Annotated in this window: 10 protein-coding genes and 1 riboswitch; of the genes, 4 read left to right on the top strand and 6 right to left on the bottom strand. The window is 67.5% G+C overall.

Translation table 11 applies throughout. The features are described from left to right. Both KVS69_RS08670 and gcvP read right to left on the bottom strand, forming a co-directional pair. Positions 1-879 (bottom strand): hypothetical protein (locus KVS69_RS08670; protein ID WP_217537771.1); only part of this gene is annotated, 879 nt, incomplete at its 3' end. Positions 880-1,055: 176 nt separating this feature from the next. Then, the gene (gcvP, locus tag KVS69_RS08665; RefSeq protein WP_217537770.1) at positions 1,056-3,935 is read right to left on the bottom strand and encodes an aminomethyl-transferring glycine dehydrogenase; all 2,880 of its coding nucleotides are present in this window, start codon (positions 3,933-3,935) and stop codon (positions 1,056-1,058) included. A gap of 84 nt (positions 3,936-4,019) precedes the next feature. Then, positions 4,020-4,121, bottom strand: a riboswitch (glycine riboswitch). A gap of 294 nt (positions 4,122-4,415) precedes the next feature. Here gcvP and KVS69_RS08660 point away from each other — a divergent pair. Further along, positions 4,416-5,639 (top strand): multidrug effflux MFS transporter, encoded by a 1,224-nt coding sequence (locus tag KVS69_RS08660; protein ID WP_217537769.1) that lies wholly within the window; start codon positions 4,416-4,418, stop codon positions 5,637-5,639. A gap of 50 nt (positions 5,640-5,689) precedes the next feature. Beyond that, positions 5,690-6,076 carry a hypothetical protein gene (locus KVS69_RS08655; protein WP_095364411.1) on the top strand — a complete coding sequence of 129 codons (387 nt, stop codon included), beginning with the start codon at positions 5,690-5,692 and terminating at the stop codon, positions 6,074-6,076. Positions 6,077-6,123: 47 nt separating this feature from the next. On the opposite strand, the gene KVS69_RS08650 is transcribed toward KVS69_RS08655, so the two are convergent. From KVS69_RS08650 to KVS69_RS08635, 4 genes are all read right to left on the bottom strand, one after another. Then, entirely contained in the window at positions 6,124-8,100 is a 1,977-nt protein-coding gene (locus tag KVS69_RS08650; protein ID WP_217537768.1) for a M2 family metallopeptidase, read from the bottom strand. Between the two features lie 76 nt (positions 8,101-8,176). Further along, a complete protein-coding gene (locus KVS69_RS08645) occupies positions 8,177-9,829 on the bottom strand; it encodes a phosphoethanolamine--lipid A transferase (protein WP_217537767.1) in 1,653 nt (550 codons plus the stop codon). Then, positions 9,826-10,440: a phosphatase PAP2 family protein gene (locus KVS69_RS08640; protein WP_254622096.1), complete on the bottom strand. Its 615-nt coding sequence runs from the start codon at positions 10,438-10,440 to the stop codon at positions 9,826-9,828. The genes KVS69_RS08645 and KVS69_RS08640 overlap by 4 nt, the downstream gene beginning before the upstream one ends. A gap of 231 nt (positions 10,441-10,671) precedes the next feature. Then, on the bottom strand, positions 10,672-12,384 hold the full coding sequence (locus KVS69_RS08635) for a glycosyltransferase family 39 protein (RefSeq protein ID WP_254622091.1): 1,713 nt from the start codon (positions 12,382-12,384) through the stop codon (positions 10,672-10,674). A gap of 133 nt (positions 12,385-12,517) precedes the next feature. On the opposite strand from KVS69_RS08635, the gene KVS69_RS08630 reads away from it, so the two are divergent. Further along, on the top strand, positions 12,518-13,219 hold the full coding sequence (locus KVS69_RS08630; RefSeq protein WP_217537764.1) for a response regulator transcription factor: 702 nt from the start codon (positions 12,518-12,520) through the stop codon (positions 13,217-13,219). Next, positions 13,206-14,495: a HAMP domain-containing sensor histidine kinase gene (locus KVS69_RS08625; RefSeq protein ID WP_217537763.1), complete on the top strand. Its 1,290-nt coding sequence runs from the start codon at positions 13,206-13,208 to the stop codon at positions 14,493-14,495. The genes KVS69_RS08630 and KVS69_RS08625 overlap by 14 nt, the downstream gene beginning before the upstream one ends. The last annotated feature ends 86 nt before the right edge of the window (positions 14,496-14,581 follow it).

Here is a 14,581-nt window from a genome sequence, read left to right as displayed (position 1 = left end):
GATGTCTACGAACGCCTCGGCAGCCGCTACGGATCGGTTTGTCTTGTTGATCAGAATGGAGGCATTGGGGTCAGCGCCGTTTCCGATCAGCCAGGTGACGGCCTCCAGGCTGGACTGCGGATTCTCGCCGTAGGCCTTGACCGCATATCTCAGCGGCGTACTTATTCCGGCCCGCGTGGTCGGGTCCACCGCTGCGCCTGCGTCGAACAGCAGCTGCCTCGTGGCGGCAGGGTGGGGCGACGTGGCGGCCAGGTGCATCGGCGTGCGTGCGGCACCGTTGGTGCTGTTTACGAAGCTCTTGAGCGCTGCAGGATCATCCGCATGCATGCGACGGTTCTTGTCCAGCGACGCTTGCACCGCAGCGTCGTCGACAAGGGTGGCGGCGTGGTGCAATGGCGAAGAGCCAGCCTTGTCGCGGGTGTGCACCTGGATGTGCTCCGCACCAAGCAGGGCGTTAAGAGTCGGTGTATCGCCCATGTGGATGGCATGATGCAGCAGCGACCATTTTTCCATGCCGGTGCCCTTGCGCAGATCCTGAGCATTGATGTTGTCGATGCCATTGGTGATGGCCAGGAGCAACATCTTGCCCTTCTCCTCGCGGCTGCGGGTTGGCTCGCACAGCCGACCGAACAGATGGACGGCCTTTTCGCGGAGCTGGGGGGATGCGGACGAAGGTGCGGCTACTGGCGTCGCAATGTCTCCAGCCGCTGTATATGCGTCAGTTGATGGCGCTTTCGGCGTCTGCAAGTCGCTCAGCGCATTCTGCAACATGGTCAACGTCAACGCGCCGCTCTCTCCAGGGGTGGGTTGGCGCGATGGACCTGCCGGCGTCAAGGTACGGACCATGGGCCCTGGTGGGATCAGATCTTTGGGAATCATGCGGGACGTTCCAGATGAGTGACCCACAACCGTAGCGGCATGTGCGCCAAGGGACTTCCCGATATTCGTCATCCTGTACCGCGTGCCGACGACTGATTGGCCACCACTGGGCGCATCGTCCGGAACGAAAACGGCCCGCTTTCGCGGGCCGTTTTCGTCTCACGCACGCGGGAGAATCAGACCTCCACGCCCTCGTCTTCCTTGTAGGCGTCGACCGGGATGCAGGCGCACATCACGTTCTTGTCGCCGTAGACGTTGTCCACGCGTGCCACCGGCGGCCAGTACTTCTGCTGGCGCAGGCTGGCCAGCGGGAAGGCGGCCAGTTCACGCGGGTAGGCGTGCGACCACTCGCTGGCCGACACCGCCGTGGCGGTGTGCGGGGCGTGCTTGAGCGGGTTGTCCTCGCGGTCCAGGCGGCCGTCTTCGATCGCGGCGATTTCTTCGCGGATCTGGATCATCGCGTTGATGAAGCGGTCCAGCTCATGCAGCGACTCGCTTTCGGTCGGCTCCACCATCAGCGTGCCGGCGACCGGGAAGCTCAGGGTCGGGGCATGGAAGCCGAAGTCGATCAGGCGCTTGGCCACGTCTTCGGCGCCCACGCCGGAGGTCTTCTCCAGCGGCCGCACGTCCAGGATGCACTCGTGCGCCACCAGCCCGTTGCGGCCGGTGTACAGCGTCTTGAAGTGCGGGGCCAGGCGCTTGGCGATGTAGTTGGCGTTGAGCAGCGCCACCTGGGTGGCCTTGCGCAGGCCTTCGGTACCCATCAGCGTGATGTACATCCAGCTGATCGGCAGGATCGAGGCGCTGCCGAAGCTGGCCGCGCTGACCATGCCCACCGGGCCGTTGTCGCCGAGCTTGCCCGGCAGGAACGGGGCAAGGTGGGACTTGACCGCGCACGGGCCCACGCCCGGGCCGCCGCCGCCGTGCGGAATGCAGAACGTCTTGTGCAGGTTCAGGTGCGACACGTCCGAGCCCCACTTGCCGGGCTTGGCCACGCCGACCAGGGCGTTCATGTTGGCGCCGTCGGTGTACACCTGGCCGCCATGCTTGTGGATGATCTCGCAGATCTCGACCACTTCTTCCTCGAACACGCCATGCGTGGAGGGGTAGGTCATCATGATCGCGGCCAGGCGGTCGCTGTACTTCTCGGCGTTGATGCGGATGTCTTCCACATCCACGTTGCCATTGCCGTCGGTCTTGGTCACCACCACCTTCATGCCGCACATCTGCGCGGAGGCCGGGTTGGTGCCGTGCGCCGAATCCGGAATCAGGCAGACGTCGCGATGGCCTTCGCCGCGCGAGCGGTGGTAGGCGCGGATCGCCAGCAGGCCGGCGTACTCGCCCTGCGCGCCGGAGTTCGGCTGCAGGCTCACCGCGTCATAGCCGGTGCACTCGACCAGCATCGCTTCCAGCCCGTCGATCAGTTCCTTGTAACCAAGGGCCTGGTCGGCCGGGGCGAGCGGGTGGATGTTGGCGAACTCCGGCCAGGTCACCGGGATCATCTCGGCGGTGGCATTGAGCTTCATGGTGCAGCTGCCCAGCGGGATCATGGTGCGATCCATCGCCAGGTCCTTGTCGGCCAGCGAGCGCAGGTAGCGCAGAAGCTCGTGTTCGCTGTGGTGGGTGTTGAACACCGGGTGGGTCAGGAACGCGCTGGTACGCACCAGGCCGGCCGGCAGGGCGTCGGCGGTGGCCGCGTCCAGTGCGTCCACGTCCACGCTGGCACCGAACAGCTGGCCCAGCGCGACGATGTCGGCGCGGGTGGTGGTTTCGTCCAGGCTGATGCCGACCGCTTCACTGTCGATCGCGCGCAGGTTGATGCGGGCGGCGGCGGCCTTGGCATGGATCGCGGTCGCGTCGATGTCCTTGACGTGCAGGGTGTCGAAGAACTGCTCGCCGACGTTGATGCCGGCCGTGCGCAGCGCGGCAGCCAGGATCGCGGCCAGGCGGTGGGTGCGGCGGGCGATGCGGGTCAGGCCCTCCGGGCCGTGGTACACCGCATACATCGAGGCCATAACCGCCAGCAGCACCTGCGCGGTGCAGATGTTGGAAGTGGCCTTCTCGCGGCGGATGTGCTGTTCGCGGGTCTGCAGGGTGAGGCGGTAGGCCGCATTGCCCTGCGCATCGACCGACACGCCGATCAGGCGGCCGGGCATCGAACGCTTGTAGGCATCACGGCAGGCCATGAAGGCCGCGTGCGGGCCGCCGAAGCCGAACGGCACGCCGAAGCGCTGCGAATTGCCCACCACGATGTCCGCGCCCCATTCGCCGGGGGCGGCGATCAGGGTCAGCGCCAGAAGGTCGGTGGCCACGGCCACCAGGCCACCACGGGCATGCACGGCATCGGCCAGCGCCTTGTAGTCGCCGATGTGGCCGAAGGTATCGGGGTACTGCAGCAGCACGCCGTAGGCTTCGGCTTCCATGGCTTCGGCCGGGGTGCCCACGCGCAGCACGATGCCCATCGGCTCGGCGCGGGTGCGCAGCAGTTCCAGCGTCTGCGGGTGCACGGCGTCGTGCACGAAGAAGGTGTCGGACTTGGACTTGGCCGAACGCTTGGCCAGGGTCATCGCTTCGGCCGCGGCGGTGGCTTCATCCAGCAGCGAGGCGTTGGCGATCTCCATGCCGGTCAGGTCGGCGCACAGGGTCTGGAAGTTGATCAGCGCTTCCATGCGGCCCTGCGAGATCTCGGCCTGGTACGGGGTGTAGGCGGTGTACCACGCCGGGTTTTCAAGCACGTTGCGCAGGATGACGTTCGGGGTGAGGGTGCCGTAGTACCCCTGGCCGATGAAGGTGCGGAACACCTGGTTCCTGTCGGCGATGGCGCGGATCTTGGCCAGTGCTTCCACTTCGGTCAGCGAGCTGGGCAGCGCCAGTGCGGCCGGCGACTTGATGCCCGACGGCACGATGGCGTCGGTCAGTGCGTCCAGCGAGGCGTGGCCGACCACGTCGAGCATCTGCGCGATTTCGGCGTCGTTGGGGCCGATGTGGCGTTCAACGAACGCGTGGTGGTGTTCAAGCTCGCGCAGGGTAGGGGTGTTCTGGGACATGGCTGGCATCCAAAAGAGTGGGCACGCACGTTCGGAAGCGCGGACGGGGCGTGTCATGGGCGACAACGATCCACCGGACCCTGCGGTCTTCCTGGGTGCCCCTCTGTCCTTTTGCCTGAGAGTTTAAAAGCGCGCGGCTGCGTGCTTCGTGCCCCTTCGGCGCCGGCACTGGCCGGTCTCTCCAGAGTTTTGGTGCGGGTGGTATCGGGCCTGAGCGATTACGGGCGTTGCGCCTTCGGCAGCGGGTGCTTCAACACAAAGCGCCGCTTCTCCCACCATGTAGCCCGGCAATTATAGCCCAGCGGCCCGTCCGGCAACGCCCGTCCGGCACATGAACAGGGGGCGCCGACCGCGTCATAACCGGGCGCCGGGCATGGTGCCAGGCAGGCGGACGGCCTATCATGGCTGCATCCTCGTATTCATCAGGCGCCACCGCAGGCTGCGGCCGGCGCCTTCCGTGCGTTCGCACGGCCGCTGACGGAAGACCCGATGACACCCGCTCCGCCCTCCAACCGCCGCCTGGCCCTGCTGCTTGCCGGCCTGGCCATGTTCGGCCCGTTCTCGATCGACACCATCTTCCCGGCGTTCCTGCTGCTGGGCGAGCGGATGCAGGTCGACCAGGTGGCGGTGCAGCAGACGGTGAGCGTATACCTGCTGTTCTACGGCCTGATGAGCCTGGCGCACGGCCCGCTGTCGGACGCGTTCGGCCGCCGCCGGGTGATCCTGGGCGGGCTGGTGCTGTTCATCGCCGCCTCCATCGGCTGCGCGCTGTCGCGCGACCTGACCACGCTGCTGGTGTTCCGCGCGCTGCAGGGCGTCACCGCCGGCGTAGGCGTGATCGTCGGCCGCGCGGTGATCCGCGACCTCTACCATGGCGCCGACGCGCAGCGGCTGATGAGCCAGGTCTCGATGATCTTCGGCATCGCCCCGGCGATCGCGCCGATCATCGGCGGCTGGATCCTGCTCGGCGGCGGCGATTGGCCGCTGATTTTCTGGTTCCTGGTGGTGTTCGCGCTGGTCTTGCTCGCCGCCACCGGCAAGTGGCTGCCGGAGACCCACCCGGTGGAAGCCCGCACCCCGCTGTCCACCCGCGCGCTGCTGCGCAGCTACCTGCAGATGGGCACCAACCCGCGCCTGCTGCGCCTGGCGGCAGCCGGCGCGTTCAATTTCTCCGGCATCTTCCTGTACATCGCCTCGGCACCGGTGTTCGTGATGCAGCACCTGCAGTTGGGCGAGGGCGGTTTTGCCTGGCTGTTCATTCCCACCATCGGCGGCATGACCACGGGCTCGTTCCTCTCCGGACGCATGGCCGGGCGGATGACCGCCGCCCGCCAGGTCGGGATCGGCTTCAGCTTGTGCGCGGTATCGGCGCTGGTCAACCTGGCCTATGTGCTGGCGGTGGACCAGATCGCGCTGCCCTGGGCGGTGCTGCCGATCTTCGTCGGTGGCGTGGGCATGGCGCTGATCTTCCCGATCCTGGCGCTTGCGGTGCTGGATATGTACCCGCACCAGCGCGGTCTTGCCTCGTCGATGCAGATGTTCCTGCAGCTGATGATCAACACCGTGGTGGCCGGGGTGGTGTCGCCGATGCTCAGCCACACTCCGCTTCACCTGGCGCTGGGCTATGCCGGCTTCTTCGCCATCGGCGCCAGCTTCTGGTTCTGGGAGCGTCGCTGCGAACGCCGCCGCGAGGCTGCGGCGGCCCTTGCCTGAGCCCCCGTGCGGTATTCTTTCACCATTGTTGCGGTACGGAACTCCCCCTGATGTCGACCACCTCCAAACTGCGTCGTGACCTGCGCCGGCGCCGCGAAATCGAAGAAGCCAACCGCGAAAAGGCCCATGCATCGCCGGTCGAGCCGCATGCCGAGCTGCGCGACCAGCAACGCACGCTGCTGGCCGGGGTGGTCCGTCGCGACGGCGAGTGGGTGCTGGGCATGGATGGCCGTATCGCCGGGCAGACCCCCAGCGCCGCCCGCGTGCTGGCGCTGATCATGCAGGCCGCCGAACTGCACGAGCGCCAGGGCACCCCGGTGCGCCTGGTGTATTCGGATGCGCTGAAAGACGCCGCGCACGCCGAAGCCAAGGGCGAGGGCAAGGATTTCGAGCAGTTCAAGACCGAGTTGGCCGCGTCGCTGAAACCCAAATCCTGACAACCGACCGCGCAGAAAAAAACCGGCCATTGGCCGGTTTTTTTCGTTTACGGGGCCTTCGGCGCCGCCGCCGCGCCAGGCGGCTGCCAGCCACACATCTGGCCCTGGTTCTGCTGCTTGAGCCACTCGTTGACCGGGGTGAAGTACTCGATCATCGGGCCGGCATCGAGCTTGTCGCCGCCGGTGATTTCCTTCAGCGTGGCCTGCCACGGCTGGCTGGCACCCTTGCTCAGCATCGCCCAGAACTTCTGGCCGGCTTCCTTGTTGCCGTAGAAGCTGCACTGGTGCAGCGGGCCCTTGTAGCCGGCCGCATCGCACAGGCCCTTGTAGAACTGGAACTGCAGGATGCGCGCCAGGAAGTAGCGCGTGTACGGGGTATTGCCCGGCACGTGGTACTTGGCGCCCGGATCGAAGAACTCCTCGCCGCGCGCCGAGGCCGGGGCCACGCCCTGGTACTTGGCCTTCAGGTCCCACCACGCCTTGTTGTACTGGTCCGGGCTGATCGAGCCATCGAACACGCCCCAGCGCCAGCGGTCGATCATCAGGCCGAACGGCAGGAACGACACGCCGCTCAGGGCCATGCGCATCTGCGCGTTGATGGTGGCCTCGCGGCTTTCCTGCGGCTTGTCGACCAGCCCGATCGAGTTCAGGTACTGCGGGGTCATCGCCAGCACGATGGTGTCGCCGATCGCTTCGTGGAAGCCATCGTTGGCACCGCCCTGGAACAGCGGCGGCAGCGGGTTGTAGGCCAGGTCGTAATAGATGTGGCCCAGCTCATGGTAGATGGTGGTGAAGTTTTCCTCGGTCGGCTTGATGCACATCTTGGTGCGCACGTCGCCTTCCATGTTCATGTCCCACGCACTGGCGTGGCAGACCACGTCGCGGTCCAGCGGCTTGATGAACTGGGTCTTGTCCCAGTACGACTTCGGCAGCGCCGGCATGCCCAGCGACACGTAGAAGTCCTGCGCGCGTTCGGTCATCTGCTTGGCGGTGCGCAGTTCGGCCTCGCGCTGCGCCTTGTACAGCGCTTCCACGTTCGCGTTGCTGCCGCCGGCCTTGGCCAGTGCACCGCTCAGGTTGGCCTGGTACTGCTTTTCCAGCGCAGCGGTGATGTCCAGGCTGCCTGCGCCCGGGTACGGCTCAAGCTGGTCCCACAGGTTGGACCAGTCCTGCTGCCACATGTTGCCCAGCAGGTGCGCGGCGATCAGGCCGCCTTCGGTTTCGGCCTTGTCCTTGCCGTAGGTGCCGTCCAGTTTGGTACGCGCGTAGCAGTGCAGCTGCTCGTACATCGGCTTGACCTGTTCCCACAGGCGGTCGGTTTCCGGGCCGATCTGCTCGGGCGGCATGTCGTAGCCGCTGCGCCACATCTGCCCGGCATCGGCGAAGCCCATTTCCTTGGCGCCTTCGTTGACCAGGCCGACGAAGCGCTGGTAGTCGGCGCGCATCGGCTTGGTGGTGCCGTGCCAGCCCTGCCAGGCGTCCAGCTGCTTGTCGTAGTCGCGGCTGCTGGCCAGCACTTCTTCCAGGTCGCCCAGCTGGCGGCAGGTGGCCGGGTTGGCTTCGTCGGTGCAGTACTTGCCCGAGCCGTACGCGCCTTCCATGCGGCTGGCGATGCGGGTCAGCTCGCCCAGCTTGGCCGGGTCGCGCGGCGCCGGCATGGCGGTCATCAGCTTGAGCAGGTGGATCTGGCGCTTGGTGTCCTCGCTCATCGGCTGGCCGTCGTACTTGCCGGCCTGGGCGATCCAGCCGTTGAGGATGGTCAGCCAGCGTTCGTTGGCCTTGGCCGCCACGCGCTCGGAATCGTCATTGATGTAGGTCGAGGACAGCCACTGGGCCGAGGTCATTTCCGGGTACAGGGCCTTGTACTCGGCGTTGACGCGGGCGATGAACTGGTCCGCGGTCTCGGTCGGCGCGGTGGTGCCTGCGGCCGGTGCGGTGGTGGGGGACGATTCCTTCTGGCAGGCCGCCAGCGTCAGTGCGGCAGCACCGACAGCCAGGGCCAGCAGGAGCGGGCGGTGGTTCACGGGGACATCCTTGGGTGGTGACAGACCGGCGAAGGCTAGTGGGGCCGCCGCCGCACCGCAAGGGCCACAGGTCCCGTCAGCGCGCGCAGCCGGCGAACAGGTCGCGGTCGCGCTCGTACAGCGCGGTCTTCACCTGCATCAGGCCCAGTACCGACGGGAACACGTTGTCATGGTCCGTGTACTGGCTGGCGCGCCGCCGCACGCAGGCCAGGTCCAGCCCACGGCTGGCGGCGAAGCCGGGCGAGAACCACATCGTCATCGGCACCCGGGTCTGTTCCTGCGGGGCGATCGCGTACGGCACCCCGTGCAGGTACAGGCCCTTCTCGCCGAGCGATTCGCCATGGTCGGACAGGTAGATCATCGCCGTGTCGTAATCCTGCATGCCCTGCAGCGTGCCGATGGTGTGGGCCAGCAGCTGGTCGGTGTACAGCAGCGCGTTGTCGTAGCTGTTGGTGATTTCCTCGCGGCTGCACTTGCCCAGGTCCGGGGTGTCGCAGGTCGGGGTGAAGCGGCGGAAGCGGGCGGGGTAGCGCTCGAAGTAGCTTGGGCCGTGGTTGCCCAGCTGGTGCAGCACCACCACCCGGTCGCCCGGCGTTGCACGGACCTGTTCGGCGAGGTTGTCGATCAGGATCTCGTCCCTGCAACGGCCGTTGGCGCACAGGGTGGGATGCGTTGCATCGTCCAGTGCCTGCATCGGCAGCCCTTCGCACACGCCCTTGCAGCCGGACTGGTTGTCGCGCCACAGCGTGCCGATGCCGGCGTGGTCGAGCACGTGCAGCAGCGACTGGTGCGCGCGGATCTTCTTCTCATCGTAATCGTGGCGGCCATAGGGCGAGAACAGGCAGGGCAACGACACTTCGGTGCTGGTACCGCACGAATGCATGTCCGGGAAGTTGATCGCGCTGGTCTGCGCCAGCTGCGGCGTGGTCTGCCGGGCGTAGCCGTTCAAGCCCCAGTCCTGCGCACGCGCGGTTTCACCCATCACGATCACCAGCAGCCGCGGCTTGCTGTCGGCCGCGCGCGGGGTGGCCTTGGCATCCAGCCCGATCGGCAGCTTCGGTGCGCGCTGGATCGGGTTGTCGCCGCGCAGCGCCTTGGGCAGGCCCAGCAGGTAGTTGCCCGGCGTGGCCAGGTAGCGCACCTCGCGCTGGTTGCGCATCAGCGCCGACATTTCCTGGAACGACAGCAGCGAACCGCCCAGTGCCACGGCGGCCGACAGCAGCAGGAAGCCGCCACGCCACAGCAGTGCCTTGCCCCAGCTGCGGCGCAGCAGCTGCACGCGCCACAGCACGACCATCGGCAGCGCCGCCAGCAGCACCAGCGGAGCGATCAGGCTGGGAGTGATCAGCTCGCGGCTTTCCTTGTGGTCGGTCGCCAGCACGTTGCGCAGCATGTCCGCATCCAGGTAGATGTGGTAGCTGCCCATGTAATGGGCGGCCATCGCCGTGCCCAGCAGCAGCACGCCGATCATCACTTTCGCATTCCAGCGCCACACCAGCAGGCCCATCAGCAGGCTGTGCGCGCCGCCCAGCAGCAACAGCAGCGAAAGGCCGAAGCGCAGGCTGCCCGGATGGGTGGCCATCGCGCTGTGCCAGAACAGGCCGTTGCAGGCCAGCGCGAAGAACATGCTGGTGAGCGCGATGAGGGTTTCGGTGGACCAGGTCGGGCGCCAGTGGCGCAGGGCTGACAGCGAGGCAAGGCGCGGCATGTGCGATGCGAGGGTGTTCATGCGCGTGCTCCCGCCATGCGGCGTACCAGCAGGAACAACAGCAGCGACACCGTCCAGCAGGTCGCCAGCGTCCACAGGTCATGCGACAGGAAATGCGCGCCGCGCAGCTGCTGCGCGGCACCGAACACGCCGCCGGCGACCAGCCCCACGGCAAGGCCACGCCATCGCCATGCCGGGCGCACCAGCAGCGCGAAGAAGTACAGGCTCACCCAGGCAAACCCGGCGCTGGAATGCCCGGCCGGGAAGCACACCCCGCGCGGCATGCCGTGCGGGCGGGTGGCGAACAGGCCCACGTATTCGCGCAGGCCGCCGTAGCGCGCCAAGTCCCACGGGCAATCCATGTTGGTGAGGGACTTCAGCAGCGACACCACGCCGGTGCCCAGCGCGACGGCCATTACCAGGTACAGCAGCGGCCAGCGCCATGCGGCCGCGCGTTCGTGGCGCCAGGCGTGGAAGCACAACACGAGGGTCAGCAGCGTTGCCGCTGCGCTCAGCCACTTGCCACCCTTGTGGATCAACTGGCTCGTCGCCCATGCGTTCTGCAGGAGCCAGTGATGGCCTTCCATGCGGTACAGCTGGTCCGCAAGCCACTGGTCACCCCCGCCCGCCATCAGTGCGGCACTGGCGGCCAGCACGGCCAGCAGCGGCCAACCGAGATGGCGGCGCAGGAACCCGGACGCCTGCGCGGGCGCGTCGGAAGCGAGCGGGACAAGTGCAGGGGAAGCAGGAAGCATCAGGCAGGGCCGGCGGGGAAACCGGCGCCATGGTCGTCAGCGGCGTGTCGGAGACCGGTCGGAGCGATGTTCCCCGCGCGTTAATCGGCCGCGCCGTGCATCCGCGATTCAGTCACCGTCGTCCACGCCGGCGGCTGCATCCCTGGACAGTTCCGCGTGGCAGGCTGCATTCCATGCCGTGCCGGGTACTAGCCACCAGCGGTTGCGGTTGGCACTGCCGATCATTACCGCCTGCGCGCGATCCACGCACGGACTGATCGCCTGCTCCAGCACCAGCAGCCAGCGGTCTTGCGGCGCCTGCGCCAGCCACGGGCCAGCGTCATGCCACTGTTCGTCCCAGGGGCGCTTGAACCCGAAGTCGGTCACCGGCCGGTCGGCCTGCAGCAGGTTCTGCTCGCGCCAGGCCAGCGCGCCCAGCTCGGCCGACGGGCCGATCCGCTCGCCGACCTGCTGCATCAATGCCGACGAAGAACTGTACGGACCCAATGCAGGCATCAGGCCCCAGCCGTGCAGGTTCCACAACAGCACCGCAGTCAACACAGCAAGCATGCCGGCACGCCGCTGGCGAAGCCAGGCGGCCAGCAGCAGCACCACAATGCCGAAGCCAAGCAGCCACGCCCCGAGTACCGGCAGCAGGGTTTCTGGCATGCCGCGCCTGGCCAGCTGCGCATGCGCCCAGGCACCGTCGCCCAGCAACTGCGCGCCGATCCCCAGCGCCGCCGCGCCCAGCACCAGCACGTAGGCCAGCAGCAGCCAGCGCGGACCAGGCCGGCGCAGCAGGCCGGGCAGCAGCGGGGCGGCGGCCACGCACAGCGCCGGCAGCATCGGGAAGATGTAGACCTCGCGCTTGCCGGGGCTGGCACTGAAGAACAGCAGCACCAGCAGCGCCCAGCCGAGCAGCAGCCAGTAGCGCCCATCCAGGCGCTTCAGGCGCCTCCACCACGCCGGAACCAGCGCGGGCAGCAGCAGGCTGCCGGGCAGCCACAGCGTGGCGATCACCTGCAGGTAGTACCAGGCCGGCTGCACGTGGTGCCAGGCATTGGCATAGCGGGTGCCGGTCTGCTTGAACAGCAGTTCGCGCGCATAGCCCTGCAGCTCCGGCGAGGGGTCATTGAGCAGCGCGATCCCAAGTGGGCCCAGCCACACGGCGGTGCCGAGCAGGAATGCCGGTATCAGCCACAGCAGTGAACGCGCGCGGGGCAGGGCAGCGCCAGGCCGCGGCTGGCCTTTCCAGCGCCACAGCGCCCACGGCAGCAGCACCAGCAGCGGCAGGAAGCCCACGCCCTTGGTGACCGTGCCGAGACCCGCGGCGAACCCGGCCACCCACAGCATCCGCGTGTTCGGCCGTTCCAGCAGGTGGCGCAGCAGCGCCCACAACGACAGGGTGGTAAGCGCGACCAGCACCATGTCGATCTGTGCACGCTTGGCCATCAGCCCGAACTGCAGGCAGCTGGCCAGCGCCAGCAGCGCCCACCAGGCGATGCGCCGGTTCCACAGGCGCCGCGCCAGGTCCCAGCTCAGCCACAACGTGGCCAGCCCGGCCAGCAGCGAGGGCAGCAGGAAGGCCAGGTTCCAGTTCCCGATGACCTGGTAGGTCGCCGCCTGGATCCACATGAACACCGGCGGCTTTTCGGCGTACAGGTCGCTGCCCCGGTGGGGCAGCAGCCACTGGCCGGTCTCGACCATGGCCCGGGCGGCCAGCACGAAACGGGGCTCATCCGGCGGGGTAGGGGCGCGCAGTCCGATCCCTGCGGCAAGGGCCAACAGCAGGGCGAGGCAGGTCAGCAGTCGCCACCGATGGCGGGTCAGGATCGTCTGCAAGGGCAAGGGATCGGTTGGAAAGCCCGCACTGTCGCCCAGCCGATGTAAGAAAGGCGTCGAACCGGGGCGATTGCGACCGGATTCCGACATTCCAGCGGCTACCATGGCGGTATCACTCCCGAGTTCCCGACGCATGCGGCTCCTGGTCATTGAAGACAACCGCCAACTGGTCGCCAACCTGTTCGAGTATTTCGAAGCGCGTGGCCATGTCCTCGACGTCGCCCCCGATGGCGTCACCGGCCTGCACCTGGCCGCCACCCAGAGCTACGACGCGCTGATCCTGGACTGGATGCTGCCGCGCATGGAAGGCCCCGACGTGCTGCGCCGCCTGCGAATCGAGCACGGCTCGGAGGTGCCGGTGATCATGCTCACCGCGCGCGACGAACTGCCCGACAAGATCGCCGGCTTCCGCGCCGGCGCCGACGACTACCTGACCAAGCCGTTCGCCCTGCCGGAACTGGAAGTCCGGCTGGAAGCGCTGCGCGTGCGCGCGCAGGGGCGCAACCCGCGCAAGGTGCTGGAAGTAGCCGATCTCACCCTGGACCTGGCCACGCTGGAGGCGCAGCGCGACGGCCAGGCCCTGCACCTGTACCCGGCCTGCCGCAAGCTGCTGGAAGTGCTGATGCGCGCCAGCCCGGCGGCGGTCACCCGCCAGCAGCTGGAGTTCGCGCTGTGGGGCGATGAGCTGCCCGACGGCGACCTGCTGCGTTCCCACATCTACGAACTGCGCCGCAGCGTGGACGGTCCGTTCCAGCACAAGCTCATCCATACCCTGCCGCGCGTGGGGTATCGCCTGGGTGCGCCGGCCACCGAAGGCCACGATGAAACTGCGTAAGCCCGCGCCGCTGCACCGGCGGCTGGTCTGGTGGCTGCTGGGCTACCTGGCGTTGATCTCGCTGGCGGTGTTCAGCGTGGGCAACTACGTGCACGAGCATGCCGAGCATTCGGCGTGGCGCGCACTGCTGAACTCCGAACTGGACAGCATCGTCAGCCACATCGAACACGAACCGCACTACCGCTGGCAGGACTCGGACACGTTGCGCCTGTTCACCGTCGATGACAGTCCCGGTGTTCCGCCGATCCTGCGCACCCTGCATCCGGGCCTGCACGACGGCGTGGAAATCGCCGGCCGCGCCAGCGCGGTGATGGTGCGCGACACCGCCGGGCAGGGCCGGCTTGCACTGGTGCTGGACATCAACGACTTCCACGACCTGGAAGAATTCGCCACCCGCTGGGTGATGCTGGCCAGCGTGGTGATGATCGTAGTGACGGTAGTGATGGCCTCGTTCGGCGTCAGCCGCCTGGTCAGCCCGCTGCGCTCACTGGCCCGGCATATCGACGGCCTCAAGCCCGGCATGGCTGGCCAGCGCGTCGAAGTCGACCCGCGCGGCAGTTCCGAGCTGTACGTCATCGCCGCCGCACTCAACGACTACCTGGCCCGCAACGAACAGTTCGTGGAACGCGAACGGGTGTTCATCAGCACCGCCAGCCACGAACTGCGCACCCCCATCGCAGTGATCACCGGCGCCGCCGAACTGGCGCTGGAGCAGCCCGCGCTGCCCGACCGTGCGCGCCAGCAGATGCAGCGCGTGCACCGCACCGCCCAGGGCGTGGAGCAGCTTATCCAGCTGCTGCTGGTACTCGCGCGCGAACCGGCGCGCCTGGCCGCGTTGAAGGAACGCATCCCGCTGGACCAGCTGGTGCCGGACATCATCGAAGACCATCGCCACCTGATGGGCGACAAGGACCTGCAGATCGCCGTGCAGGGCCTGGCCAACGTGGACATCATCGCGCCGCTCGGCGTGGTCCAGGCCGCGATCGGCAACCTGCTGCGCAACGCCATCGAAAACAGTGGCCGCGGCACCATCACCATCAACGTATCCGACCGTGCCGTGGTCACCCTGCAGGATCCCGGCGAAGGCATGAGCCCTGAAGAAATTGCCGCGGTCTACGCGCGCATGGCCCGCGGTGATCGCAACGGACAGAGCGGCATCGGCCTCGAACTGATCGCCCGCCTGTGCGAACACCTCGGCTGGGCACTCACCATCGAACAGAGCGAACCGCGCGGTACCCGCGTCATCCTCGACCTGAGCGCATCGCTGCCAGGGTAGGCGTGGCAGTGCGCGGCAGCGCAACGTGGCATGTGGTGAAGACAGTGTTAAGCTCAAAAAGGCGTCGCATCATGCGGCGCTTTTTT

This window comes from Stenotrophomonas sp. GbtcB23 (assembly GCF_019091045.1).
Lineage (GTDB): Bacteria > Pseudomonadota > Gammaproteobacteria > Xanthomonadales > Xanthomonadaceae > Stenotrophomonas > Stenotrophomonas rhizophila_A.
This window is presented reverse-complemented; position numbering and strand designations above follow the sequence as displayed.

Bases quoted from the DNA above. Each gene is read 5' to 3' on its own strand.
- gcvP (WP_217537770.1), bottom strand. From the start codon at position 3,935: ATGCCAGCCATGTCCCAGAACACCCCTACCCTGCGCGAGCTTGAACAC.
- KVS69_RS08660 (WP_217537769.1), top strand. From the start codon at position 4,416: ATGACACCCGCTCCGCCCTCCAACCGCCGCCTGGCCCTGCTGCTTGCC.
- KVS69_RS08655 (WP_095364411.1), top strand. From the start codon at position 5,690: ATGTCGACCACCTCCAAACTGCGTCGTGACCTGCGCCGGCGCCGCGAA.
- KVS69_RS08645 (WP_217537767.1), bottom strand. From the start codon at position 9,829: ATGAACACCCTCGCATCGCACATGCCGCGCCTTGCCTCGCTGTCAGCC.
- KVS69_RS08640 (WP_254622096.1), bottom strand. From the start codon at position 10,440: ATGGCGGGCGGGGGTGACCAGTGGCTTGCGGACCAGCTGTACCGCATG.
- KVS69_RS08630 (WP_217537764.1), top strand. From the start codon at position 12,518: ATGCGGCTCCTGGTCATTGAAGACAACCGCCAACTGGTCGCCAACCTG.
- KVS69_RS08625 (WP_217537763.1), top strand. From the start codon at position 13,206: ATGAAACTGCGTAAGCCCGCGCCGCTGCACCGGCGGCTGGTCTGGTGG.